Here is a 22,217-nt window from a genome sequence, read left to right on the forward strand (position 1 = left end):
TCCATTATGCTCGATCACCCGATAATGCGTACACTGCCACATTGGGTCAACGCCTCAATGCACGTCGGGTCAGTCATGCGCGGGTCTTGGCCAGGGCGTGTGCCTTGAAGAAATAGCTGGTGGATTCTAAGCTTTCCCTAATTTTGAAAAAGATAATTGGGGATAGAAATGAAGCGATTTGTCTTATGTGTTGCGGCCATTGGAGTTCTTTCAGGCTGTGTTAGCCGCAGCCAAATCACGCAGAGAGAAAGTGAAGTCGTTAACGCCTATTATAATGCTGATACAGTTAAGGATTTGTTGAAAGCCGGTCAGGTGATGGCCAACGAATATCTTGTATTGTCTGATCAAGTTGCAACGACGCAAGACGGTGTTGCGGTATTCAATATTCTGCTGGCCTCTGGCGCAGCGTTTGGCGTCGTCAACGGTATCAGCGCCGAAAGTCTGGCCCGCATCGGGATCGTGGGTCTGGGTGTCGGGCAAACTGCTCGGTATTTTGATCCTGAAGATGCATATAAGTCACTTGTCACCGCTGCTGAACGGCAAACTTGTATTGTAAATGCTGGATATTCTTACAAATTAGATGATGAAAGCAAGAATATGCTGGTTTTGCGCAACGCCTTTACCCAAGTCAGAATACTGCTGCGAAAAGACCTAGAACGGGATCTTGTGTACTACAAAGACCTTTTCAAGGAACAGAATGATGCGTTGATCAAATTAGCATCAGGAGATCGCTCGAACGAACGGAAACTCGAAGTTGCAATCAACAAATGTCTAGGTGAAGGCTAAAAAATCGTTCCGAGATATGTAACCTCATCTCGGAACGATCTATCTTGCACCTGCTCACCCCTGCAGCGACTTCACCTCAACATCCTCTTCGGCCTGCGCCTTGATGGCCAGTGCTGCCGCGTGGCTGGCGGCGGCGGTGGTGTAGTAGGGGATCTTGTCATAGAGCGCGATGGATCGGATGGCCTTGCTGTCCTCGACCGCTTGCGCGCCTTCGGTGGTGTTCATCAGCAGCTGAACCTGACCGTCTTTGAGCATATCGACAACGTCGGGGCGGCCCTCGTAGACCTTGTTGACGACTTCACATGCGACGCCTTGCTCTTCAAGCCAGCTTTGCGTGCCCCGTGTCGCAACAAGCGAAAAGCCCTGCTGTGTCAGAACCTGTGCGGTTACGAGCATCGCCGACCCCTTGTCGGCATCCTTGATCGAGATAAATGCACGGCCCGAGGACGGCAGAACCATACCGGCCCCCATCTGCGCCTTGAGGAAGGCGCGCGGAAAGTCGCGGTCCCAGCCCATAACCTCACCTGTCGAACGCATTTCCGGGCCCAGAATGGTATCAACGCCGGGGAAACGGGCGAAGGGCAGCACCGCCTCTTTCACCGAGAACCAAGGCATGTCCGGGTCGGCCAGTGTCATCTGGTCAGCGATCTTGGTGTCCTGACCCGCTTGATAAGCCGGGCGTTGTGGGAAATTCGACAGCTTCTCGCCCGCCATTAGGCGCGCGGCAATCGATGCGATGGCACTGTCGGTTGCCTTGGCAACAAAGGGAACTGTGCGCGAGGCGCGGGGGTTCACCTCGATCAGATAGATCTCATCATCCTTGATTGCGAACTGGACGTTCATCAGGCCGACGACGTTCAGCGCTTTGGCCAGTTTGAATGCCTGATCCTTGATCTGTTCAATGATCTCTTTCGACAGTGAATACGGCGGCAGCGAACAGGCCGAGTCGCCCGAATGCACGCCCGCCTCTTCGATATGCTGCATGATGCCCGCGACATGCACGTCGGTCCCATCGCACAGCGCATCCACATCCAGTTCAACGGCACCAGCCAGATAGCTGTCCAGCAGAACCGGGCTGTCGCCGGAAACCACCACGGCCTCGTTGATGTAACGCCGCAGCTGATCCATATCGCGAACGATTTCCATCGCGCGACCACCCAGAACGTAAGAGGGGCGGATGACCAGCGGGAAGCCGATGTCGTCGGCAATCTCAAGTGCCTGCTCGTCGGTCGAGGCGATGCCGTTCTTGGGCTGTTTCAGGCCCAGATCGTTAACCAGCGCCTGGAAACGTTCGCGGTCTTCGGCAAGGTCGATGGCGTCGGGCGTGGTGCCGAGGATCGGAATACCCTCGGCCTCAAGGGCGTTGGCCAGTTTCAGCGGAGTCTGGCCGCCAAACTGAACGATGACGCCATGCAGCGTACCGTTTTCCTGCTCTTTCGTCAGGATTTCCATGACGTGTTCGAAGGTCAGCGGTTCGAAATACAGACGATCCGAGGTGTCATAGTCGGTGCTGACAGTCTCGGGGTTGCAGTTGACCATGATGGTCTCGTACCCGGCTTCGGTCAGTGCGAAACAGGCGTGGCAGCAGCAATAGTCGAACTCGATGCCCTGACCGATCCGGTTCGGGCCACCGCCGAGGATGACGACCTTTTTGCGGTCGCTCGGGCGGGCCTCGCATTCGACCTCGCCCATCATGGGCGCTTCATAGGTCGAGTACATATAGGGCGTCTGCGCTTCGAATTCAGCCGCGCAGGTGTCGATGCGTTTGAAGACGGCATTCACACCCAGATTGCGGCGGGCACGGCGGACGTTGTCCTCGTCGCGACCAGTCAGGTTGCCCAGGCGCGCGTCGGTGAAGCCCAGCATTTTCAGCTTGCGGATGCCTTCCTCGGTCACTGGCAGGCCATCTTTGCGGACCTGATGCTCGGCCTCGATGATCTCGCGGATGCGGGCCAGGAACCAGGGGTCGAACTTGGTGACGCCGAATATCTCATCGTCGGTCAGACCGTGCCGCATGGCCTGAGCAATTGTGCGCAGACGGTCGGGCGTCTGCTGGCTGATCGCCTTGATCACGGCGGCTTTGTCGTCGGCCTCATCCCAAACGCCTACGTTCAGGCCCGGAATTTCGATCTCATCAAAGCCAGTCAAGCCCGACTCCATCGAAGCCAGCGCCTTCTGCATCGATTCGTGGATGGTACGGCCGATGGACATCGCCTCACCCACCGATTTCATCGCTGTGGTCAGATAGGGTTCCGAGCCGGGGAATTTCTCGAAGGCGAATTTCGGAATTTTTGTCACGACATAGTCAATGGTCGGCTCGAAGCTGGCGGGCGTGACCTTGGTGATGTCGTTGTCCAACTCGTCCAGCGTATAGCCCACGGCCAGTTTCGCGGCGATCTTGGCAATCGGAAAGCCGGTCGCCTTGGACGCCAGCGCGGACGAGCGCGACACGCGCGGGTTCATCTCGATCACAACCATGCGGCCATCGACCGGGTTGATCGCCCATTGAACGTTCGATCCACCAGTCTCAACCCCGATCTCGCGCAGCACGGCAATCGAGTGATTGCGCATGATCTGGTATTCTTTGTCGGTCAGCGTCAGGGCGGGGGCCACGGTGATCGAGTCGCCCGTGTGCACGCCCATTGGATCTACGTTCTCGATAGAACAGACGATGATGGCATTGTCGGCGGTGTCGCGCACCACCTCCATCTCATATTCTTTCCAGCCCAGCAGGCTTTCGTCGATCAGGATCTGACCAACGGGTGAGGCATCCATGCCCGAGCGGCAGATATGGATATAATCCTCGCGGTTATAGGCCACACCGCCGCCAGTACCGCCCAACGTAAAGGCAGGGCGGATGATGGCTGGCAGGCCCACGGTTTCAAGCGTGTCCAGTGCGAGCGCCACACCGGCGTCCAGGTCTTTCTTACCGGTGTCGTCCTTGGGCGCGGTCACGATCTCGGCCTTTGGGTTTTCGATACCCAGCCGGTCCATCGCCTCACGGAACAGGGCGCGGTCTTCGGCCATTTCGATGGCGTCGCGCTTTGCACCGATCATCTCGACCCCAAACTTGTCCAGCACGCCCATTTCTTCCAGCGCCAGTGAGGTGTTCAGGCCAGTCTGACCACCCATCGTGGGCAGCAGGGCGTCGGGGCGTTCCTTCTCGATGATCTTGGCGACGACCTCGGGCGTGATCGGCTCGATATAGGTGGCATCGGCCAGACCGGGATCGGTCATGATCGTGGCGGGGTTCGAGTTCACCAGAATGACCCGATATCCTTCCTCGCGTAGCGCCTTGCAGGCCTGAGCACCGGAATAGTCGAATTCGCAGGCCTGTCCGATGACAATGGGGCCTGCCCCGATGATCATGATCGACTGTATGTCGGTTCTTCTCGGCATGGCCTTGTTCCTTCGATTGTCCGCGAGTCAGGGCACCGCCCCAGCGCCCAAATTGTCCTGCGTTATAGGCACCGCGCGAAAAGGTGCAAGAGGTATCGGAAACAAGGGTGAAATTGCCGCTTTCCCCCCTTTTCCCTGCTGGCGTATCCTCTATACCGCGCAACACGGCAAATGAGGGTGCACTTGCGTATTCGTTTCGATCAGGGACCAGCCGGGCGTGGAACCCGGTTTGACCGTCCAACCTGGATCATCCGCGCGGATAACGCGCGGGAGGTGCCCCAGGCTTTGGCGGCGCTTGATCAGGCGCGCGCGGATGGGGCGTGGCTGGCCGGATATGCAAGCTATGAGTTGGGTTATGTGCTGGAACCGCGTCTTGCGGATCGCCTGCCCGAGGGGCGGCGCTTGCCGCTGTTATGCTTCGGGGTGTTCGACGCACCCGATCGCGTTGGGTTGTCAACCGACCCGGGCGGTGTGACCGCGTTTCAGCCCCGCTGGGATGAAACGCGTTATACGCGCGCGTTCCACATGGTGCATGAGGCCATTGGCGCAGGCGATATCTATCAGGCGAATCTGACCTTCCCCATCGACCTAGAGGTTAATGGGGACAGCGCCGCGCTTTATGCCGCGCTGGCTGCGGGCCAGCCCGTGGGCCACGGTGCACTGGTTGAACAAGACGGGTTGCCCGACCTGCTGAGCCGCTCGCCCGAGCTGTTCTTTCGCACAGACGCCGAAGGCCGGATCGAAACCCGCCCTATGAAGGGCACCCAGCCGCGCAGTGAAGATCCGGTCGAGGATGAACGCCGCCGCGCGTTTCTGACCACGGATGAAAAGAACCGGGCCGAGAACCTGATGATCGTGGACCTGCTGCGCAATGATATCAGCCGAGTTGCACTGGCCGGGTCGGTCAAGGTGCCTGAACTGTTCAAGGTCGAAACCTATGCCACCGTTCATCAAATGGTCTCGTTGGTGCAGGCGCAATTGCATCTTGGGGTTGGCCTGTCGGATATCCTGACGGCGCTGTTCCCATGCGGCTCGATCACCGGTGCGCCCAAGATCCGTGCGATGGAGATTCTGTCGGAACTGGAACCCTGGCCGCGCGATGTCTATTGCGGCACCATCGGCTGGGCTGCACCGGACGGGCGTTCCGAGTTCAACGTGGCCATCCGCACGCTGATGGTCGAAGACGGCAGGGCGACCCTGAATGTCGGCGGCGGGCTGGTTTGGGACAGTACCGCCCCATCAGAATATGAGGAGGCGCTATGGAAAGCCCGCTTCGCCCGTCAACCGAGCCTGATTTCCGCCTGATCGAAACGCTTGGTTTCCGGCCGGGGCAGGGTTTCGTTCGATTGGATCGCCATTTGGCCCGCATGGCGCGGTCAGCAATGGCGTTTGGCATCCCATTTGACGCTGATCTGGCCAAGAAGGTTTTGGATGCGGCGGCGGGTGATGCCGACTTGCGCTGTCGCCTTACCCTGGATGCGGCGGGCGGGTTTGAGTTGACCACCGGTTCTCTGACTCCGACTGCCGATCGCTGGCGGATTGCAATCGCTGATGCGCGGCTGACCGCGTCGGATATCTGGTTGCGCCACAAAACCTCCCGACGGGCGGTTTACGATAGGGCCCGGGCTTCGTTGCCTGAAGGAATAGACGAGTTTGTGTTCCTGAATGAACGGGATGAACTGTGCGAGGGCACGATCACAAATCTGTTTCTGGACATGCCGGATGGTCGCCGCCTGACACCTGCTTTGTCCAGCGGCGTATTGCCGGGCATCCTGCGCGAAGATATGTTGGAAAACGGTCAGATCGCCGAGGCCGTGCTGACCTTGGACGACTTGCGCGCTGCGTCGGCGATCCATGTTGGCAACTCTCTGCGCGGGCTGATCCGGGCAGAGATGGCTTAAACCCGGTTTTGACGGCGCGACCTGCCTTGACTTTCCAAGCCTGACGGGGTGTATCGGCGCGACGAATTCTGCGCCCGAAGGGATATGATCCATGCACGCCTATCGCAGCCACACCTGCGCCGCTCTGACCGCCACCAATGTTGGTGAAACCGTCCGCCTGTCCGGTTGGGTGCATCGGGTCCGAGATCACGGCGGCGTGCTGTTCATCGACCTGCGCGATCATTTCGGTGTCACTCAGGTTCTGTGCGACGGCGACAGTGCGGCTTTTGCCGAGTTGGAGAAGGTCCGGTCCGAGTGGTGTATCCGCATCGACGGTACCGTCAAGGCGCGCGACCCGGAGCTGGTGAACCCGAAACTGCCGACCGGCGAGATCGAGGTCTATGTGCGCGAGCTTGAGGTTCTGGGCGCGGCCGACGAACTGCCGCTGATGGTGTTCGGCGATCAGGAATACCCCGAGGAAACCCGCCTGCGCTATCGTTACCTTGACCTGCGCCGCGAGGCGATGCAGCGCAACATGACCCTGCGCTCGGATGTTGTGGCTTCCATGCGCAAGCGTATGTGGGATCAGGGCTTTCGCGAGTATCAGACGCCGATCATCACGGCCTCGTCCCCCGAAGGCGCGCGCGACTTTCTGGTGCCCTCGCGCCTGCATCCGGGCAAGTTCTACGCGCTGCCACAGGCACCGCAGCAGTTCAAACAGCTGATCATGGTGTCGGGCTTTGACAAGTATTTCCAGATCGCGCCCTGCTTCCGCGACGAAGACCCGCGCGCCGACCGCTCGCCCACCGATTTTTACCAGCTTGACCTTGAGATGTCCTTTGTCGAGCAACAGGACGTGTTTGACACGATCCAGCCCGTTTTGACCGGCGTGTTTGAAGAGTTCGGCGGCGGCCGGAAGGTCGATCAGGACTGGCCGCAGATTTCCTATAAGGACTCGGCGCTTTGGTACGGCACCGACAAGCCCGACCTGCGCAATCCTATCAAAATGCAAGTGGTCTCCGACCACTTCCGTGGGTCTGGCTTTGCGATTTTCGCAAAGCTGCTAGAGCAGGAAGGCACCGAAATCCGCGCCATCCCGGCACCAACAGGTGGCAGCCGCAAGTTCTGTGACCGGATGAATGCCTTTGCGCAAAAAGAGGGTCTGCCCGGAATGGGCTATATCTTCTGGCGCGATCAGGGCGAGGGGATGGAGGCCGCAGGTCCGCTGGCCAAGAATATCGGCCCTGAACGCACCGAGGCGATCCGGCAGCAACTGGGTCTGGGCGTGGGCGACGCGGCGTTCTTCCTGGGTGGCAAGCCGAAAGCCTTTGAAAAGGTCGCGGGCAAAGCGCGCGACGTGATCGGCGACGAGCTTGGCTTGACCGAGAAAGACCGTTTTGCCTTTGCCTGGATCGTCGATTTCCCGATCTATGAGCAAGACGAAGAAACCGGCGCGATCGATTTCGAACACAACCCGTTCTCGATGCCGCAGGGCGGTATGGAGGCCTTGCAGGGCAATCCGCTGGATGTGCGCGGCTATCAGTATGATCTGGCTTGCAACGGCTATGAACTGGTGTCCGGCGCGATCCGGAACCACAAGCCCGAGATCATGCTGAAAGCCTTTGAACTGGCGGGCTATGGCGAGGATGAGGTGAAATCCCGCTTTGGTGCGCTGTTCAATGCCTTCCATTATGGCGCGCCGCCGCACGGCGGCTGTGCTGCAGGGATCGACCGGATCGTAATGCTGCTGGCGGATGAGGCCAACATCCGCGAGGTCATGATGTTCCCGATGAACCAGCGCGCCGAAGATCTGATGATGGACGCGCCATCCGATCCGACCTCGGATCAGTTGATGGAACTGGGGCTCAGGATCATCCCACAGGAATAACCTTCAAGCCGCCTGCCATTCGCGGGCGGTTTTTCGTTTGACGGTCTATGCTGACCTGTTCTTCTGTCGGCAAAGGTCATTCGAACGTGTTCGCATGACTGCGGCGGCTTCGACGGATATTTTTGGCGCTACGCCGGGTTTGCCGGTATACCCAGAGGCACAGGATGGACGCTGTGAAGAAATAGGCAATCTCCATCTCAGATCGCCTCCTGCCGATCCAGCCTGCTTTGCACCAGGCCAGCCACCCGGGCCGCCTGAGCTGTGAGCGGAGTTCCTTTTGCCTGAGACGTCGCCAATTGCCGGGCGGCTTCCGCCAGAACCGTGTCGTCGGCATCACGGGCAACGCCGCACAGGAATTGGGCAGCGTAGTTCAGGGTCCGGTGATCTGTCGGGCCGGTGAGTACATCTGCGATATGGGCCATATCATCCTGATAGGCTATCGGGTCCGGGTGGATGACCTCGTCACGCACTGAATCCAACCCGTTGGGGCGACGATCTTCTGGCAGTAGCTTCAGGATCGAAGTCTGGAAATAGCCCAGAGAGGTCAAAGGTTTGGCAAGAAACCCATCAGCCCCGGCCTGCAGCGCCGCAGCTTTAGCCCCGTCGTCGCCTGATAAACCAAGGATAACAGAAATCCGCGGAACATCCGTCGTCAACTCGGCGATCAGATCGGCACCGCAGCCGTCTGGCAGCCCCATATCGACGATGATCACCGACGGGCGGTAAATCCGCAGATGACGCCGCGCAGATTTCAGGCAATCGGCTCGGCGGATGCGTGCCCCGCTGTGCAGACACATCAACCGGATCGCGTCGCAGGCATAGCGGCTGTCTTCGACAACAAGGATGGTCTGGCCCAGCAATGGCCGCAGTCTGGTGGGCAAAGGATGAGAGGCGAATGATCCCGAATCGTCCATGGCAGAACTCCTATTCAACAGATGCCCTAGGCTAGGAACTCCTGGCTAACACAGGGTTAACGGCAATTTGGCGCACTTGCCCTTTGACCGGACTGCCCCCATAACCGCTGCAGTGCAGAACGAAGGAGTTTCTCATGATCGGTCGTCTGAACCATGTTGCCATTGCCGTCCCTGACCTGGAGGCCGCATCGGCGCAATATCGCACTGCGCTGGGTGCCCAAGTTGGCGCACCGCAGGACGAGCCCGACCATGGTGTGACGGTTGTGTTCATCGAACTGCCCAACACCAAGATCGAATTGCTGTACCCGCTGGGGGACGATAGCCCGATCAACGGCTTTCTGGAAAAGAACCCCGCTGGTGGCATTCATCACGTCTGCTACGAAGTCGATGACATCATTGCAGCGCGGGATCATCTGCAGGAAACAGGCGCGCGCGTGCTGGGGTCAGGCGAGCCCAAGATCGGAGCGCACGGCAAGCCGGTTCTGTTCCTGCACCCCAAGGATTTCAACGGCTGTCTGGTCGAATTGGAGCAGGTCTGAGCCTATGACTATCACCGCCGCGCTGGTTCTGTTCGCCGTTATCTGGTTTCTGACGCTGCTGGTTGTGCTGCCCGTACGTATCAAAACGCAAGGCGATCTGGGTGATATCGTTCCCGGCACCCATGCAGGCGCACCCGAAGTGCATCACATGAAGAAAAAGATGTGGATCACAACCGGGATCGCCGTTGTTCTATGGGCGATCATAGCCGGTATCATCATCTCTGGCGTGATCTCGGTGCGTGATTTCGACTGGCTCAACCAGCTTGAGCCGCGCGAATAGGGGTCAGAGTCTGGCCTCGGACACGCCGTGATAGATATGGGTGAAGGTCGCGGCCCCGATGATGGGGATCACCAGATTCACCAGCGGAATAGACAACGGGATTGCCATCAGCGTCCCTGCAGCCCAGATCGTGGCTGAGTGTTTCGCGCGCAGCTTTCGTGCGCCCTCGCGTCCAATTCGGCGCATGGCGGCAAGGGTGAAATATTCACGCCCCAACAGAAACCCGTTCATGGCCCAGAAGATGAACGGGGCCAGCGGCGTAAACAGCACGTAAAGAACAAGCGCCAGCAGATTGGCGACGATCAAAACGCCCAGAAAGCTGATCGTGTCCCAGAGGGCGTCTCCGAAGGGAATACGCGGCACTTGTGGCAATGTCGGATAATGCTTGTCCTCAACCGCTTGCGCGACCTCGTCCAGAAACATCGATGTTATGGCCGAAGCGACCGGGACCATCAGAAACACCGGCAAGATCAGGACGAGAACGATGCCTGAATAGTTCAGAACGTCATTCAGCCATGGGACTGCACCGACGAAGGGCACGGAAATCTCATCTCCGGACCATTGATTGATCAGCCAGATCGCGCCTGCGCAGGCTGCGATCAGCAACAGAATGGTCAGGCCGACGCCGCGCCACAGCACGGATCGAAATTTCGGATCACCAATCTGCCCCAGCGCCGAGAAGAACGCGTTCAGGATGATCATTCACTTACCCATTGCGTGAGGGCCGCAACGTCAGGGCGTGGGCGTTCGGGGGGCGAGGTACTCTCGGTCGCGATGTGAATGAACCCGGCAACGCGTTCGTTTTCTGCAAGGCCGAACGCTTTTTTGCAGAATTCCTTGTCATGAGACTGCCAGCCCGATAGCCAGTTTGCCCCCCAACCCGCTGCAAGTGCTGCATTCAGAAGGGCCAGACAGACGGCGCCTGCGGAATATGTCTGTTCTATCGCCGGTATCTTTTCCGATGGTTTCTGCACCTCGATCACGGCGACCGCCAGATGCCCCATGTCGAACTGGCTACGGGCTTTGGCGGTGTCTTCGGGGCTTTTGCCCAGTGCCTTGGCGCGTGCCTCAGTCAGATCGGCCAACCGCGGCATTGCGCCTTTCTCAATCACCACGAACCGCCAGGGTTCCAGCTTGCCATGATCGGGGCTGCGCGCTGCGGCGGTCAACAGGGGCAACAGCTCATCCCGCGTTGGTGCAGGTCCAACCAGCGTTTTGGCGGGGCGCGACCGTCGGGCCAACAGAAATTCCAGCGCGGCAGGGTTCTTGAGAGACATATGTTAACTTTCTTTACATAAGCCGTGTTTATCTCGGCGCTTCGGCGCCGGGATTCAAGGGCCAATCGAATGGAAAGCTACCCTAAATTCACCATCAAACCCCACACCGGGGCTGACAAGAGCACCCTATGGGTCTGGCGGGTCTGTTTCCCGGATCTGATAGACACCTTCGGGCAAATCCAGCGCGGCGGCGAGGTCGCGCACCTGTTCGGGTGACAGGGTGATCTTTTGCATCGTATCCGTGCGCGGATCCAGCTGTTCCAGCGTGACGCATTCGGCGAAGCTGTTGATGACGATGTCCTCTTGCAAAGGCTTGGGGCCTTCGTCCACCAGAGTGATCACTGTCGAGTCGAATTCATGCTCAATCGAAAACATGCGTTCAGAGTGACCGGCACTGCCCGGGTTTGCAACCCGTAGATCACCATTTCGGCGGTGGCCCAGTTGCGCTTGCCGCGCTATGGTTGCCTGCCGGCAGGACTGATGGAAAGGAATCGGAATGCGCCGTTTCGCCTTGTTGCTGGTTCTTGTGCTGGCGGCGTGTGACACAGGCTCGGTCGTGGCCATCCCGGTCGAGGAATGGAACCCAAGCGCGCCCGATTTGCGGGCCGTCGCACCCGGTTTCAAACAGGTCAGCAAATCTGTGGGCGAGGCGTCACGTCGCGAATGTCGACGACGCACCCGAGAAGTAAACTGCGATTTTGTAATCCTTGTCGATCTGGACCGGCGTGCACCTGCGAACGCCTTTCAGACGTTGGACGAAAACGGGCGACCGTTGATCATTTTTACCCAAGCCATGATCCTGTCGACCCGGAATGCCGATGAGATGGCGTTTGTGATGGGGCACGAGGCGGCACATCATGTTCTGGACCATATTGCCAGACAGGCGGAAAACGCGAAGGAAAGCGCCCGTATCTTCGGTGATTTGGCCAGAAGCCAGGGCGAGGATGATGCGGGTGTTGAGAGGGCGCAGCAATTGGGGGCCGAGGTCGGTGCGCAGTATTTTTCTCGCGCGTTCGAGCTGGAGGCGGATAAGCTGGGTACGGTCATCACGCATTCGGCAGGCTATAATCCCTTGATCGGGGCCGCGTTCTTTCAGCGTATACCGGACCCCGGTGACCGTTTTCTGGCGTCGCATCCACCGAATGCAGAGCGGGTCCGTGCCGTTCTGGAAACGTCGGCGGGTCTGGGGCTGACTCAATGACTGCAATGACGCAACTGGGGGTGATCCTGACGGATCGTGGATCGAAATACGCCGTCTCGGGGGGCAGGGCCAGCAGCCGCGATGACATTGATGCCATGTTGGCAGCCCTTAAATCCGACAAGGCGTATGCAAAGGCGACGCATAATACCTGGGCCGCCGTATTGCCGACCGGTGCGCTCAAGGCCGATGACGGAGAGGCCGGCGCAGGCATGGTGATCCTGCGCATGATGGAACGCGCGGGCCTGAGCGACCATCTGATCGTCGTGACCCGTTGGTACGGTGGCAAAAAGCTGGGCGGAGATCGCTTTCGCCGTGTACAGGATGCCACGCGCGCCTATCTGGATTATCTGCAGATCCCGCTTTGACCTGAATCAAAGGCGCAGGCCGGAATGCGCGATACCGTTCTGTAATGCGCGGAACGGAAAGGAAATCGCATGTCTGATCGCAAAAAGCTGAAACGTCACGCTGGTCTTGTCGATCGGATGGCCACAAATCTGGGTGTGGATCTGCAGGAGGCCGCGATTGGCGGGGCCTTGCAGATCGATGAAATCTCGGATGCCGTACTGCGCTGCACCGATTGCCCGAACCCGGGGCACTGCGAAAACCTGCTATCGCAGGGTGACACGCTTGGACATGCACCGGAATATTGCCGCAATCAGGATTTGCTGAACCGGCTTCAGCCGTAACCTGATGGCTGGCCCAGCTGATTCTTCGCGCATCCGCTATCTTTGCTGAATCACAGGAAAATCCGGGCTTGGCGGGTCAGATTTTGGAATGAGACCCATCGCACAGCGGTGATTTTGAGCTGTGCTTGCATCCGCAAAAGAACACCTTTTTGCTGGCCTCAGCAGTGTATTTGACCGGCTCGAAATCGGTCCCTTTGTGCGATCCATCACAGAATGGCTGACGTGCCGACTTGCCACATGCGCACCAGAAATAGGTCTTACCTTCGACGACCTCGACAGGATATGGGGTTTTCTGCGCGATGATTGGGGGCTGTGACATGTGGCTCTCCGTCTTTTGCTGATGTCCTGATCTGAACCTAAATCATCGCCGAAAAAAGGACAGCCCATGAGAGAAAGATTGCACCCGGATCCAGCCCATGCAGCGTGGTTTCGCCTTAAATCACGACCTTGTGATCAACGCTGTTGCCAGACCGTCAACTTGCCCCTATCCTGATTGCGGCCCCGAAAAATTGGGCAATATCAGAAAAGTAATAGAGGACTGACGGACATGAAACTCAAACTCGCTGCCATTTGTGCCACGGCTTTTGTACTGACTGCGTGCTCGCAGCAGGAAGAACCGACCCCGGTGTATATCACGCCCGAGTATGACAAGTACGGCACTCCGAGCTGCCCGGCTGGTTACGACATCGCGACCACCGAAGCAGGCCAGACCGTGTGTAACCCGGCTGCGCAATAAAGTTCCAGCAGGCGGTCCAATTTCGGACCGCCTGCATCCCACCGACCATCAGGCCGCCCTTGGGGCGGTTTTTTGTTTGCAGATGCCAGGGCGCGATCCTATCCACCATCAGGCAGGAGGTGCGAATGCGGAATTTCTTTACCCGGCTGAATGACCGGACACGTTGGAGCTGGCAGGGGCTGGTGGCAACGTTCAATGAAGAATATTCATTTCGGGTGTGGGTCTGGGCAAACGTTTTCTCGGCGGTGTTGGCAATCTGGCTGCCAATCGAAGAAAGCGCGCGATTGTTGATCCTTGTTCTGGGCCTGCTGGTTCTGGTGGCCGAGCTGTTCAACACCGCTATTGAACGCGCCGTCGATCACACATCGACCGAGCACAACAAACTGGCAGGTCAGGCCAAAGACGCGGCCAGCGCAGCGGTTGCGTTGACCGCGGTTGCTGCGGGCGTGGCGTGGGTATTCGCGCTGATCGGGTTGTTCTGAACCGGGGCGTTACGCCCCGCTGATACGCCCCCACAGGTCGTATTCACCTGCTTCATCCACCTCGACCGTGACGATATCGCCGGGTTTCAGATCTTCGAACCCTTTATCAATGAACAGGTTGCCATCGATTTCGGGCGCGTCTGACTTGGTCCGGCAGGTCGCGGCCTCGTCATCGACCTCGTCCACGATCGCTTCAAGCCTCTGACCAACTTTGGCTGCCAGTTTGGCCTCAGAAATGACTTGCGCCTTTTCCATGAATCGTTCCCAACGCTCTTGCTTGACCTCGGGCGCGACATGATCAGGCAGATCGTTCGACCTTGCACCGTCCACGTTTTCGTATTGAAAACATCCGACGCGATCCAGTTGCGCCTCGTCCATCCAGTCGAGCAGGGTCTGGAATTCTGCCTCGGTCTCGCCGGGATAGCCGACGATAAAGGTCGAGCGCAGGGTGATATCCGGGCAAATGTCGCGCCACGCGGCAATTTCGTCCAGCGTTCTTGCCGCTGCCGCCGGGCGCGCCATTCGCTTTAATACATCAGGGTGGGCGTGTTGGAACGGAATATCCAGGTAGGGCAGCACGTTGCACCCCGCGTCGGCCATCAGCGGGATCAACTCTCGCACATGCGGATAGGGATAGACGTAGTGCAGCCGGACCCAGGCATCGAATTGCCCAAGCTCGCGCGCCAGATCGGTGATATGGCTGCGCACCTCGCGATCCTTCCACGGATTGACGTCGTATTTGCGATCCAACCCATAGGCCGAGGTGTCCTGCGAGATCACCAACAGCTCTCGCACGCCATTATCAACCAGCTTTTCCGCTTCGCGCAGCACAGCATGGGCCGGGCGGCTGGCCAGTTTGCCGCGCATGTCGGGGATGATGCAGAACTTGCATTTGTGGTTACAGCCCTCGGAAATCTTGAGATAGCTGTAATGGCGCGGTGTCAGCTTCACGCCCGAGGCTGGCAGCAGGTCAATAAAAGGATCGGGGTCGGGTGGCACGGCGGTATGCACCGCATCCAAAACCTGCTCGTATTGGTGCGGGCCGGTCACTGCCAGAATGCGCGGGTGATGTTCGCGGATGTAATCCGGTTCCGCCCCCAGACATCCCGTCACAATGACCTTGCCGTTTTCCACCAATGCCTCGCCAATGGCGTCCAGCGACTCGGCCTTGGCGCTGTCTAGAAAGCCGCAGGTGTTCACGATCACGGCATCCGCCCCTGCGTAATCGGGCGAAATGCCGTATCCTTCGGCACGTAAGCGAGTCAGGATGCGTTCACTGTCGACCAGCGCCTTTGGACAGCCCAATGAGACCATCCCAAGGGTTGGCTGGCCGCGGCGCGGGGTATCAGTGATCTGGGCGGCAGGTGCCAGATCGGGGCGGAGGTTCGGTGGGTTCGTACTCATGGCGCGGCATATAGTGGGGAAAGCTTCCCCTTGCAAATGTCGCGCGCGCAAGGCTGACTTGTTTCCGAGCAGACAAGCCGAAAAGGCAGGTGGCATAGATGAAGTGGCTGATACGACTCGTATTCATTCTAGTTGCGGTAATTGGGCTGGTCATGGGCGCGCTGTTGCTGATGCCCGGTGACAAGCTGGGTGCGATTCTTGCAGAGCAGGTCAAGGCCCAGACCGGGCGCGATCTGACCCTGAGCGGGAAGGTGCGCCTGTCCTTCTGGCCTGTTCTGGGGATGGAAACTGGCCCTGTAACCTTTGGCAACGCATCCTGGGCTGGGCCCGAACCGATGCTGAGCGCACAAAGCCTATCGGTCGGCGTAGACGCCTCGGCCTTGTTGGCCGGTGAGATGCGCATCAAACGGGTCATTGCAGAGAACCCCGTTCTGCGGCTTGAGGTCTCGGACGGGCGCGGGAATTGGGTTCTGGGCAATCCAGGTGCGGGTGCTGCATCCGGTTCGGGCGGTACGTCCGCACCGGCGGCGGAAAGCAAGCCGGTCACACTCGATCGGCTGGAACTGTCTGACGCCAGATTGATCTATATCGAAAATGGCGCAACCAGCATGGACTTTGCCGAGGTTGATCTGTTCGCAAGCTGGCCTGACGTTTCCTCGCCGATGGAGATGCAGGCGCAGATGCCGGTGCCTGGCGGGACCGTGCAGGTGGATTTGACCATCCCGGATTTACCGGCGTTTTCTTCGGGCGTGGTGACGCCTTTGCAGGTGTCGTTGCTAGCGCCGGGTGGCAGTATCAAGTTTTCGGGCCGCGTTAATCTTGCGGGTGAGATGGACGGCAGAATGACCGTCACATCAAAGGATACGCACAAGATGCTGGCGGCCTTCGGACAGGGCGGCGTGAGCGTGCCCAAAGGCTTGGGGCGAGTCGCGAACGTGGACGGTCAGATGACCTATACGCGTGAAGGGCGCGTTTCGTTTCGCGAAATGACAGCGCAACTGGACGATAACCGGCTGACAGGTGAGGCGGACATCGTCATCGCAGACCCACCGCAGGTTACGGCGCGCCTGAACGCCGGTGATCTTGACTTGTCGCGGGTCACCGATAGCGAAAGCGTCGGCAGCGGTTCAGGTGGTGGTGGGTCTTCCAGTGCGTCGGATGGGTGGTCCGTCGATCCCATCGACGCTTCGGCACTGGGATTGGCGAATGCCTCGATCCGGATGCAGGCCAATTCCATTGCTGTTCCGGGCATGACTTTCGGCAAAAGCGATCTGACGCTGAACCTCGACCGTGCGCGCGCGGTGTTGAAAATGCAACCGGCGACGCTTTTCTCGGGTCAGTTGAACGGGCAGGTCGTGGCGAATAATCGCAACGGATTGTCGGTTGGCGGCGATCTGGCCGCCAAGGACATCGATCTGAAGCAGGCACTGGAAACGTTGGGCGATATCAAGCGCCTTTCGGGGAAGGCCTCGGGTTCCTTACAGTTTCTGGGCGCCGGGCAAACCGAGGATCAGATCATGCGATCGCTGAGCGGCAAAGGCGATATCGAGGTCGGTAAGGGCGTCATTTCCGGGCTGGACCTTGATCGCCTGATGGGGCGCGGAGGTGGCTCGGGCGGGACCACGGTGTTCAACAGCCTGACGGCGAGTTTCACCATGAAAGATGGTGATTTGACCAATAATGACCTGCTGATGAAGCTGGATAATTTCCGCGCCGATGGCAAAGGGCGCGTTGGGCTGGGCGCACGCGACATCGACTATCTGTTCACACCGGTCGCCTTGCGGGCCAACTCGGGCGAGGGTATTTCCGTGCCGGTCCGGATCAAAGGGCCGTGGAGCAACCCATCTGTCAAACCGGACCTGACAAAAGTCATCGAGGCCGCGGCTGAGGGCAAGGTCAAAGAGCTTGAGGATGATGCAAAGCAGAAAGTGCTGAAAAAGGTTGGCAAAGAACTGGACACAACCATCACCGATAGCGATCAGATTGAAGATGCCCTGAAGAACAAGCTGGAAGATGAGGCGAAAAAGGGCCTGTTGAAACTGTTCGGTGGCGACTGAAGGGGGCGCCGTATCAGCGCCCCGAAGGTCGGTTCAGATGGTCTGGTCGTACTCACCGACATCCGGTTCGGTGCGGATAACTGCATCGATATCGGCAAAGATCGATCGCATCTCATCCTCGCTTTCGCTGCTTTCGCAGACCACCACCAAGTTTGGCGTATTGGATGATGCGCGCACCAGCCCCCAGCTGCCATTGTCCAGAATGACCCTTGCGCCGTTGACGGTGACAACCTCTTTGATCGCACGTCCGGCAAAGCTTTCACCCGCGTCGGCCTTGGCAACCAGCTTGTCGACCAGACGGTTCAGGATGTCGTATTTTTCGGTATCGGCGGCATAAGGTGACATTGTCGGGGTCGACCATGTTTTCGGCAGGGCCTTGCGCAGATCCGACATGCTCTGATCCGGGTTACGGTCCATCAGTTTGCAGATTTCGACGGCCACGCGCATCCCACAGTCATATCCACGCCCAATCGGTTCAGCCAGGAAATAGTGGCCGGATTTTTCGAACCCGGCCAGCGCGCTGATTTCCTTGACCCGTCGTTTCATGTGGCTGTGGCCGGTTTTCCAGTAGTCGGCCTTGACGCCAAGGGCCTGCAATTCGGGATCACTGGCGAACAGACCTGTAGACTTAACATCAGCCACAAAGGTCGCGCCCGGATGCAGCTTGGCCAGATCGCGTGCCATGATGACGCCGACCTTGTCGGCAAAAATCTCTTCGCCTTCGTCGTCCACGACGCCGCAGCGGTCGCCATCGCCATCAAAACCAAGCGCCAGATCAGCGCCGCTGGCCTTGACCGTATCGGCCATGTCGTGCAGCATCTCCATCGCTTCCGGGTTGGGGTTGTAGTGTGGGAAGTTGTAATCCAGCCGGTTGTGGCTGGGTACAATTTCGACCCCCATACGTTCGAAAATCTCGGGCGCAAAGGCCGAGGCGGTGCCGTTCCCGGTCGCACAAACAACCTTGAGCGGGCGCGACATTTTGAAATCACCCACCAGATCGTCGATATAGGCTTCTTTCACGCCATCAACAAACTCATAAGATCCACCTTCGCGCGCGACGCCTTCACCGTTCAGAACAATGTCCCGCAGTTCCGACATCTCGTCCGGGCCATGGGTCAGGGGGCGATCAAAGCCCATTTTGACCCCTGTCCAGCCGTTGGGGTTGTGGCTGGCAGTGACCATGGCGACGGCGGGCACATCCAGATGGAATTGCGCGAAATAGGCCATAGGGCTTAGCGCCGGGCCGATATCCTTGACCTGTATCCCGGCCTGCATCAGCCCCAGAATCAGCGCGTTTTTCACCGACAGAGAATAGTCGCGATAGTCATTGGCCACCGCGATCACGGGCGCAATCCCGCGTTTGTGCATCTGCGTGCCAAGCCCCAAACCAAGTGCGGTCATGCCCGGCAGGTTGATCTCATCCGGGTATTTCCAGCGCGCATCATACTCGCGAAAGCCGGTCGCCTTGATCATGGGGTCGCGGAGAAAGCTCCAGGTGTTTGGTGTCACCTCGGGTGCAGGTTTGGTCATAACTATTCTCAATCGTTAAATCTGAATCGGGTTTTCTTTAGCCAGCGCATCAAAGCGCATCAATGTGTCAATTAGTTGACCCATCTGATCCAGAGGGATCATGTTCGGGCCGTCAGACGGGGCATTGCCGGGGTCCTGATGCGTTTCAATAAACACCGCTCCGACACCCAGCGACACGGCGGCCCGGGCCATGACAGGGGCGAACTCTCGCTGACCGCCGGATGAGCCGCCCTGACCGCCCGGTTGTTGCACCGAGTGGGTTGCATCCATCACCACCGGATACCCGGTTTTCGCCATCTGCGGCAACGACCGCATATCCGCGACCAGAGTGTTGTATCCGAACGAGGTTCCGCGTTCGGTCAGCAGAATGTTCTGATTTCCGGTGCTTTCGATTTTGGTGACGATGTTGGGCATCTCCCACGGGGCGAGGAACTGACCTTTTTTCACGTTTACAGCTTTGCCGGTTTCTCCCGCTGCCAACAGCATATCGGTCTGACGGCAGAGGAAGGCAGGGATTTGCAGGATGTCCACAGCCTGTGCCGCAATGGCGCATTGCGCTTCGGTATGCACATCGGTCAGGACCGGGATGCTCATACCAGTTCGGATATCGTCCAGCACCTTGAGGCCCGCATCAATCCCCATCCCGCGCTTGCCGGACAGAGATGTGCGATTGGCCTTGTCATAGGAGGCCTTGAAAACATACTGCGCGCCCGCGGCGTCGCAGGCCTCTTTCATGGTGCCAGCAATCATCTGGGCATGATCGGCGGTTTCAAGCTGGCAGGGGCCGGCAATTATGGTCAGCGGAAGGTTGTTGCCGACGGTCAGGTCGGCGATTTTTACATGTTTCATGTGTCTTACGAGGATACCTGTTCACGAAGGACCGACGCGGTAAGCGAGATCATCAGGTAGATACCAGCAAACAACAGGAAAGCCAAAATCGTATTTTCGAACTTGCGTGGATAGGTCGGTTCCTGACTTGCCACCGGGTTCACCGATACGGTCAGGTAACGTACCTTTCGGTTGGCCTCGGTCCGCGTGGTTTCCACTTGCTGCATTGCGGATTGCAGCATCATGTCCCGTGCGGCCAAATCGGCCTGCGCCATCTGAATCCGCACGTTCAGCCGGGCCAGCGAATTTTCGCCAGCCGACATATCCAGCATCTCGGCATTGAGTTCGGCCAGCACCGCCTCAAGCCGTTCTATATCGGCGCGAACACCTTCCACCTTGGCCTGATTTGGCCGCAGGTTGTCCAGTAACGCAGCAAGTTGCAGTTCCTTGTCCTGAAGTTGAACTTCGAATTGATCGATGCGCCCACGCAGGCTGGCAATCACGCTTTGGGGGTCCAGGATAGCGCCCTGCAATTGCAGCTCGATCAGATCCTCTTGCGCCCGTCGGCGCGCCTCCTGCGCACCTTCAAAGCTTTTGAGTGCTTCGCGCATCTGGTCTTCGCGTTTCAGTTCGGACAGGTTGTTGATCGTCTCTTCGGCATAGTGGATAAGCCGCCGCGACACTTCGACCGAGTAATCAGGGTCCGGCGTTGCCACCTCCATCCTGACAATGCCGTCTGACGGGTCATAGCCTATTGTGACCATCTTTTTGTAGAGCTTGTGTTCCTCTTCCAACGTCGCATCAGGTGACAGGCGTTGGATTGGGTCAATCCACTCTTGTTTGAAAACTTCACCAAACCCGGTGTCACGGTTCAGCCGTTCCAAAGCGTCCTTGGATTCCAGAAACTCCTGACTGGCAACAGAATCCTGCGCCGTCGCGTATTGCGTGCCCGAGAGGAACCCACCAATCGCACCCGCCGCGCCATCTGCCTGTAAGATCGAAAACGCCGAAGAACTGGCGTACATCGGCGTCGCCACACGATAGAAGTAATACCCGACCAACAGGGTAGGCAGGAACACAAACACCGCAAGGCGGGCAAACATCGCAAACAGTTTGCGCTTGCGGCGTCGGGCGATGTCTTTCTGGATCTGGCCGATCTCATAGTTTCTGCGTTGGGTCGGCGTCAGTTCGGGGCCCGGCAGGTTCTTTGACCCGTCAGCCGCGGTTTGCGGCAGTTGAACCTTGATTGAGTCCGCATCCGCACGAGGTTGGTCATTGGCTGCCAGGTCCAGAAGGTTGGCGCGCTGAAATGGATCAATTCCCTTTTGCCGCAACAGGCGCACAGCGTCGTAATCGGACGTGGCGGGAAGTCCGTTACGTTGCGCAAGCCGTCGCGCGACGCGCAACTGACGCCCGGTCAGGCCCTCGCGCTTGATGCCGTCGATATCGGTCGCGGGTTGGGTGGGAGTGGCTGCATCTTGCCCTTGCGTGGCGTTGCGGATGCGCGCAATTGCGTCCGAACGCGCCTCGGCCGTTCCTTCGCCGCTGGGCGCGCGGTTGGGATTGTATTTTCTAGCCTTGGGTTTGGTAGTCATAGAGCTGCTTCGCCTCTTCCAAGGAGTCAAACATATACAATTGCCCGTCCAGCAAAACCGCTGCCTGTCGGGCGAACTTTTCCAGAACCGATGGGTTGTGGGACACGATTACAAGGGTCGTGGTCCGCAACCGCTCGCGCAGTATGTCACCCGCTTTCTTGTTGAATTCAACATCGGTGGTCGATGGCATTCCTTCGTCGATCAGGTACATATCGAAATCCAGTGCCAGCATCAGGGCAAAGGTGAACCGCGCCTTCATGCCCGAAGAATAGGTGCCTAACGGTTGATCGAAATATTCGCCCAGGTTGCACAGCCACTTGCAGTAGGCTTCGACATAATCAGGGTCCATCCCGTAGATGTTAGCGATGTAACGTGCGTTTTCCAAAGCCGACAAGCGCTTGGCAACCCCGCCGGTAAACCCCATGGGAAAAGACACGCGGCAATCGCGTCGAATGACGCCTTCGTCAGGTTTTTCCAACCCGGCCATCATGTTGATCAGCGTGCTTTTCCCGGTTCCGTTGGGGGCCAGCACCCCCAATGACGTGCCCAATTCGACACGGAATGATACCCTGTCCAGAATCACCTTACGGCGGGTTCCGGTCCAGAAGGATTTGCTGACATTCTCAAATTCCAGCATTCGCAGCCTGTATTTGTGCCTTCTGCGTCGACTAGAGCGCGCAATTGTTAATGTTCCTTGTTGGCTACATTATGTCGAAATATGAAACAAATGATCAA

General features: G+C 58.4%; 23 protein-coding genes. 12 read left to right on the forward strand and 11 right to left on the reverse strand.

Going from position 1 to position 22,217, the window contains the following annotated elements; all coding sequences use genetic code 11:
• Positions 1-168 precede the first annotated feature (168 nt).
• Entirely contained in the window at positions 169-786 is a 618-nt protein-coding gene (locus ACR0FG_RS10575) for a hypothetical protein (RefSeq protein WP_480892790.1), read from the forward strand.
• Between the two features lie 54 nt (positions 787-840).
• On the opposite strand, the gene carB is transcribed toward ACR0FG_RS10575, so the two are convergent.
• Positions 841-4,185 carry a carbamoyl-phosphate synthase large subunit gene (gene carB / locus ACR0FG_RS10580; protein ID WP_480892793.1) on the reverse strand — a complete coding sequence of 1,115 codons (3,345 nt, stop codon included), beginning with the start codon at positions 4,183-4,185 and terminating at the stop codon, positions 841-843.
• 183 nt (positions 4,186-4,368) lie between these two features.
• Here carB and ACR0FG_RS10585 point away from each other — a divergent pair, with 183 nt between their 5' ends.
• From ACR0FG_RS10585 to aspS, 3 genes are all read left to right on the forward strand, one after another.
• Positions 4,369-5,490 (forward strand): aminodeoxychorismate synthase component I, encoded by a 1,122-nt coding sequence (locus ACR0FG_RS10585; RefSeq protein WP_480892796.1) that lies wholly within the window; start codon positions 4,369-4,371, stop codon positions 5,488-5,490.
• Positions 5,445-6,086, forward strand: a complete 642-nt coding sequence (locus ACR0FG_RS10590; RefSeq protein WP_480892798.1) for an aminotransferase class IV family protein — start codon at positions 5,445-5,447, stop codon at positions 6,084-6,086. The genes ACR0FG_RS10585 and ACR0FG_RS10590 overlap by 46 nt, the downstream gene beginning before the upstream one ends.
• 91 nt (positions 6,087-6,177) lie before the next feature.
• Positions 6,178-7,953, forward strand: coding sequence for an aspartate--tRNA ligase (aspS, locus tag ACR0FG_RS10595; protein WP_480892802.1), 1,776 nt, complete (start codon positions 6,178-6,180; stop codon positions 7,951-7,953).
• Between the two features lie 197 nt (positions 7,954-8,150).
• On the opposite strand, the gene ACR0FG_RS10600 is transcribed toward aspS, so the two are convergent.
• A complete protein-coding gene (locus tag ACR0FG_RS10600; protein WP_480892804.1) occupies positions 8,151-8,867 on the reverse strand; it encodes a response regulator in 717 nt (238 codons plus the stop codon).
• Between the two features lie 134 nt (positions 8,868-9,001).
• Between ACR0FG_RS10600 and mce the strand changes: the two genes are divergently transcribed.
• Both mce and ACR0FG_RS10610 read left to right on the forward strand, forming a co-directional pair.
• Positions 9,002-9,406, forward strand: a complete 405-nt coding sequence (gene mce, locus ACR0FG_RS10605) for a methylmalonyl-CoA epimerase (RefSeq protein WP_170710467.1) — start codon at positions 9,002-9,004, stop codon at positions 9,404-9,406.
• Positions 9,407-9,410: 4 nt separating this feature from the next.
• Positions 9,411-9,686 (forward strand): DUF1467 family protein, encoded by a 276-nt coding sequence (locus tag ACR0FG_RS10610; protein WP_170710465.1) that lies wholly within the window; start codon positions 9,411-9,413, stop codon positions 9,684-9,686.
• A gap of 3 nt (positions 9,687-9,689) precedes the next feature.
• Here the strand turns inward: ACR0FG_RS10610 and ACR0FG_RS10615 are convergent, their stop codons facing one another.
• From ACR0FG_RS10615 to ACR0FG_RS10625, 3 genes are all read right to left on the reverse strand, one after another.
• A complete protein-coding gene (locus ACR0FG_RS10615; RefSeq protein WP_480892808.1) occupies positions 9,690-10,388 on the reverse strand; it encodes an EI24 domain-containing protein in 699 nt (232 codons plus the stop codon).
• The gene (locus tag ACR0FG_RS10620; RefSeq protein WP_480892811.1) at positions 10,385-10,963 is read right to left on the reverse strand and encodes a nitroreductase family protein; all 579 of its coding nucleotides are present in this window, start codon (positions 10,961-10,963) and stop codon (positions 10,385-10,387) included. Before ACR0FG_RS10620 ends, ACR0FG_RS10615 begins: the two co-directional genes overlap by 4 nt.
• Positions 10,964-11,089: 126 nt before the next feature.
• Positions 11,090-11,338: a hypothetical protein gene (locus tag ACR0FG_RS10625; RefSeq protein WP_480892813.1), complete on the reverse strand. Its 249-nt coding sequence runs from the start codon at positions 11,336-11,338 to the stop codon at positions 11,090-11,092.
• A gap of 121 nt (positions 11,339-11,459) precedes the next feature.
• Between ACR0FG_RS10625 and ACR0FG_RS10630 the strand changes: the two genes are divergently transcribed.
• The 3 genes from ACR0FG_RS10630 to ACR0FG_RS10640 all read left to right on the forward strand — a co-directional run bounded on the left by ACR0FG_RS10630 (position 11,460) and on the right by ACR0FG_RS10640 (position 12,850).
• Positions 11,460-12,164 (forward strand): M48 family metallopeptidase, encoded by a 705-nt coding sequence (locus tag ACR0FG_RS10630; protein ID WP_480892816.1) that lies wholly within the window; start codon positions 11,460-11,462, stop codon positions 12,162-12,164.
• Positions 12,161-12,529 carry a YigZ family protein gene (locus tag ACR0FG_RS10635; protein ID WP_480892819.1) on the forward strand — a complete coding sequence of 123 codons (369 nt, stop codon included), beginning with the start codon at positions 12,161-12,163 and terminating at the stop codon, positions 12,527-12,529. The genes ACR0FG_RS10630 and ACR0FG_RS10635 overlap by 4 nt, the downstream gene beginning before the upstream one ends.
• Positions 12,530-12,598: 69 nt before the next feature.
• Positions 12,599-12,850 carry a DUF6455 family protein gene (locus ACR0FG_RS10640; RefSeq protein WP_480892822.1) on the forward strand — a complete coding sequence of 84 codons (252 nt, stop codon included), beginning with the start codon at positions 12,599-12,601 and terminating at the stop codon, positions 12,848-12,850.
• 76 nt (positions 12,851-12,926) lie between these two features.
• On the opposite strand, the gene ACR0FG_RS10645 is transcribed toward ACR0FG_RS10640, so the two are convergent.
• The gene (locus tag ACR0FG_RS10645; protein WP_170710451.1) at positions 12,927-13,169 is read right to left on the reverse strand and encodes a CDGSH iron-sulfur domain-containing protein; all 243 of its coding nucleotides are present in this window, start codon (positions 13,167-13,169) and stop codon (positions 12,927-12,929) included.
• 228 nt (positions 13,170-13,397) lie between these two features.
• Here ACR0FG_RS10645 and ACR0FG_RS10650 point away from each other — a divergent pair, with 228 nt between their 5' ends.
• Positions 13,398-13,586, forward strand: coding sequence for a hypothetical protein (locus ACR0FG_RS10650; protein WP_170710449.1), 189 nt, complete (start codon positions 13,398-13,400; stop codon positions 13,584-13,586).
• Between the two features lie 125 nt (positions 13,587-13,711).
• Positions 13,712-14,068 (forward strand): diacylglycerol kinase, encoded by a 357-nt coding sequence (locus ACR0FG_RS10655; protein ID WP_480892824.1) that lies wholly within the window; start codon positions 13,712-13,714, stop codon positions 14,066-14,068.
• 9 nt (positions 14,069-14,077) lie between these two features.
• On the opposite strand, the gene rimO is transcribed toward ACR0FG_RS10655, so the two are convergent.
• Positions 14,078-15,472 carry a 30S ribosomal protein S12 methylthiotransferase RimO gene (rimO, locus tag ACR0FG_RS10660; RefSeq protein ID WP_480892826.1) on the reverse strand — a complete coding sequence of 465 codons (1,395 nt, stop codon included), beginning with the start codon at positions 15,470-15,472 and terminating at the stop codon, positions 14,078-14,080.
• 98 nt (positions 15,473-15,570) lie between these two features.
• Here rimO and ACR0FG_RS10665 point away from each other — a divergent pair, with 98 nt between their 5' ends.
• Positions 15,571-17,529 carry an AsmA family protein gene (locus tag ACR0FG_RS10665; RefSeq protein ID WP_480892829.1) on the forward strand — a complete coding sequence of 653 codons (1,959 nt, stop codon included), beginning with the start codon at positions 15,571-15,573 and terminating at the stop codon, positions 17,527-17,529.
• Between the two features lie 33 nt (positions 17,530-17,562).
• Here the strand turns inward: ACR0FG_RS10665 and ACR0FG_RS10670 are convergent, their stop codons facing one another.
• Genes ACR0FG_RS10670 through ACR0FG_RS10685 form a run of 4 tightly spaced genes read right to left on the reverse strand, consistent with a single transcriptional unit; the run spans position 17,563 to position 22,119 of the window.
• A complete protein-coding gene (locus ACR0FG_RS10670) occupies positions 17,563-19,059 on the reverse strand; it encodes a phosphomannomutase/phosphoglucomutase (protein WP_480892832.1) in 1,497 nt (498 codons plus the stop codon).
• A 15-nt stretch (positions 19,060-19,074) separates the two neighbouring features.
• The gene (gene kdsA / locus ACR0FG_RS10675; RefSeq protein WP_480892835.1) at positions 19,075-19,908 is read right to left on the reverse strand and encodes a 3-deoxy-8-phosphooctulonate synthase; all 834 of its coding nucleotides are present in this window, start codon (positions 19,906-19,908) and stop codon (positions 19,075-19,077) included.
• A 5-nt stretch (positions 19,909-19,913) separates the two neighbouring features.
• Complete coding sequence (locus tag ACR0FG_RS10680) at positions 19,914-21,482, reverse strand: KpsE/RkpR family capsule polysaccharide export protein (RefSeq protein WP_480892838.1); 1,569 nt, start codon at positions 21,480-21,482, stop codon at positions 19,914-19,916.
• On the reverse strand, positions 21,460-22,119 hold the full coding sequence (locus tag ACR0FG_RS10685; protein ID WP_170710436.1) for an ATP-binding cassette domain-containing protein: 660 nt from the start codon (positions 22,117-22,119) through the stop codon (positions 21,460-21,462). The genes ACR0FG_RS10680 and ACR0FG_RS10685 overlap by 23 nt, the downstream gene beginning before the upstream one ends.
• Between the last annotated feature and the right edge of the window lie 98 nt (positions 22,120-22,217).

The organism is Ruegeria sp. E1, from assembly GCF_056534225.1.

What these genes read in the sequence shown, in the direction of transcription:
- ACR0FG_RS10610 (WP_170710465.1), top strand. Translation starts at nt 9,411, where the DNA reads ATGACTATCACCGCCGCGCTGGTTCTGTTCGCCGTTATCTGGTTTCTG.
- ACR0FG_RS10685 (WP_170710436.1), bottom strand. Translation starts at nt 22,119, where the DNA reads ATGCTGGAATTTGAGAATGTCAGCAAATCCTTCTGGACCGGAACCCGC.
- ACR0FG_RS10615 (WP_480892808.1), bottom strand. Translation starts at nt 10,388, where the DNA reads ATGATCATCCTGAACGCGTTCTTCTCGGCGCTGGGGCAGATTGGTGAT.
- rimO (WP_480892826.1), bottom strand. Translation starts at nt 15,472, where the DNA reads ATGAGTACGAACCCACCGAACCTCCGCCCCGATCTGGCACCTGCCGCC.
- ACR0FG_RS10620 (WP_480892811.1), bottom strand. Translation starts at nt 10,963, where the DNA reads ATGTCTCTCAAGAACCCTGCCGCGCTGGAATTTCTGTTGGCCCGACGG.
- ACR0FG_RS10600 (WP_480892804.1), bottom strand. Translation starts at nt 8,867, where the DNA reads ATGGACGATTCGGGATCATTCGCCTCTCATCCTTTGCCCACCAGACTG.
- carB (WP_480892793.1), bottom strand. Translation starts at nt 4,185, where the DNA reads ATGCCGAGAAGAACCGACATACAGTCGATCATGATCATCGGGGCAGGC.
- ACR0FG_RS10625 (WP_480892813.1), bottom strand. Translation starts at nt 11,338, where the DNA reads ATGTTTTCGATTGAGCATGAATTCGACTCGACAGTGATCACTCTGGTG.
- ACR0FG_RS10670 (WP_480892832.1), bottom strand. Translation starts at nt 19,059, where the DNA reads ATGACCAAACCTGCACCCGAGGTGACACCAAACACCTGGAGCTTTCTC.
- ACR0FG_RS10665 (WP_480892829.1), top strand. Translation starts at nt 15,571, where the DNA reads ATGAAGTGGCTGATACGACTCGTATTCATTCTAGTTGCGGTAATTGGG.
- ACR0FG_RS10680 (WP_480892838.1), bottom strand. Translation starts at nt 21,482, where the DNA reads ATGACTACCAAACCCAAGGCTAGAAAATACAATCCCAACCGCGCGCCC.
- ACR0FG_RS10650 (WP_170710449.1), top strand. Translation starts at nt 13,398, where the DNA reads ATGAAACTCAAACTCGCTGCCATTTGTGCCACGGCTTTTGTACTGACT.
- ACR0FG_RS10645 (WP_170710451.1), bottom strand. Translation starts at nt 13,169, where the DNA reads ATGTCACAGCCCCCAATCATCGCGCAGAAAACCCCATATCCTGTCGAG.
- ACR0FG_RS10635 (WP_480892819.1), top strand. Translation starts at nt 12,161, where the DNA reads ATGACTGCAATGACGCAACTGGGGGTGATCCTGACGGATCGTGGATCG.
- ACR0FG_RS10655 (WP_480892824.1), top strand. Translation starts at nt 13,712, where the DNA reads ATGCGGAATTTCTTTACCCGGCTGAATGACCGGACACGTTGGAGCTGG.
- kdsA (WP_480892835.1), bottom strand. Translation starts at nt 19,908, where the DNA reads ATGAAACATGTAAAAATCGCCGACCTGACCGTCGGCAACAACCTTCCG.
- aspS (WP_480892802.1), top strand. Translation starts at nt 6,178, where the DNA reads ATGCACGCCTATCGCAGCCACACCTGCGCCGCTCTGACCGCCACCAAT.
- ACR0FG_RS10640 (WP_480892822.1), top strand. Translation starts at nt 12,599, where the DNA reads ATGTCTGATCGCAAAAAGCTGAAACGTCACGCTGGTCTTGTCGATCGG.
- ACR0FG_RS10575 (WP_480892790.1), top strand. Translation starts at nt 169, where the DNA reads ATGAAGCGATTTGTCTTATGTGTTGCGGCCATTGGAGTTCTTTCAGGC.
- ACR0FG_RS10630 (WP_480892816.1), top strand. Translation starts at nt 11,460, where the DNA reads ATGCGCCGTTTCGCCTTGTTGCTGGTTCTTGTGCTGGCGGCGTGTGAC.
- mce (WP_170710467.1), top strand. Translation starts at nt 9,002, where the DNA reads ATGATCGGTCGTCTGAACCATGTTGCCATTGCCGTCCCTGACCTGGAG.
- ACR0FG_RS10590 (WP_480892798.1), top strand. Translation starts at nt 5,445, where the DNA reads ATGGAAAGCCCGCTTCGCCCGTCAACCGAGCCTGATTTCCGCCTGATC.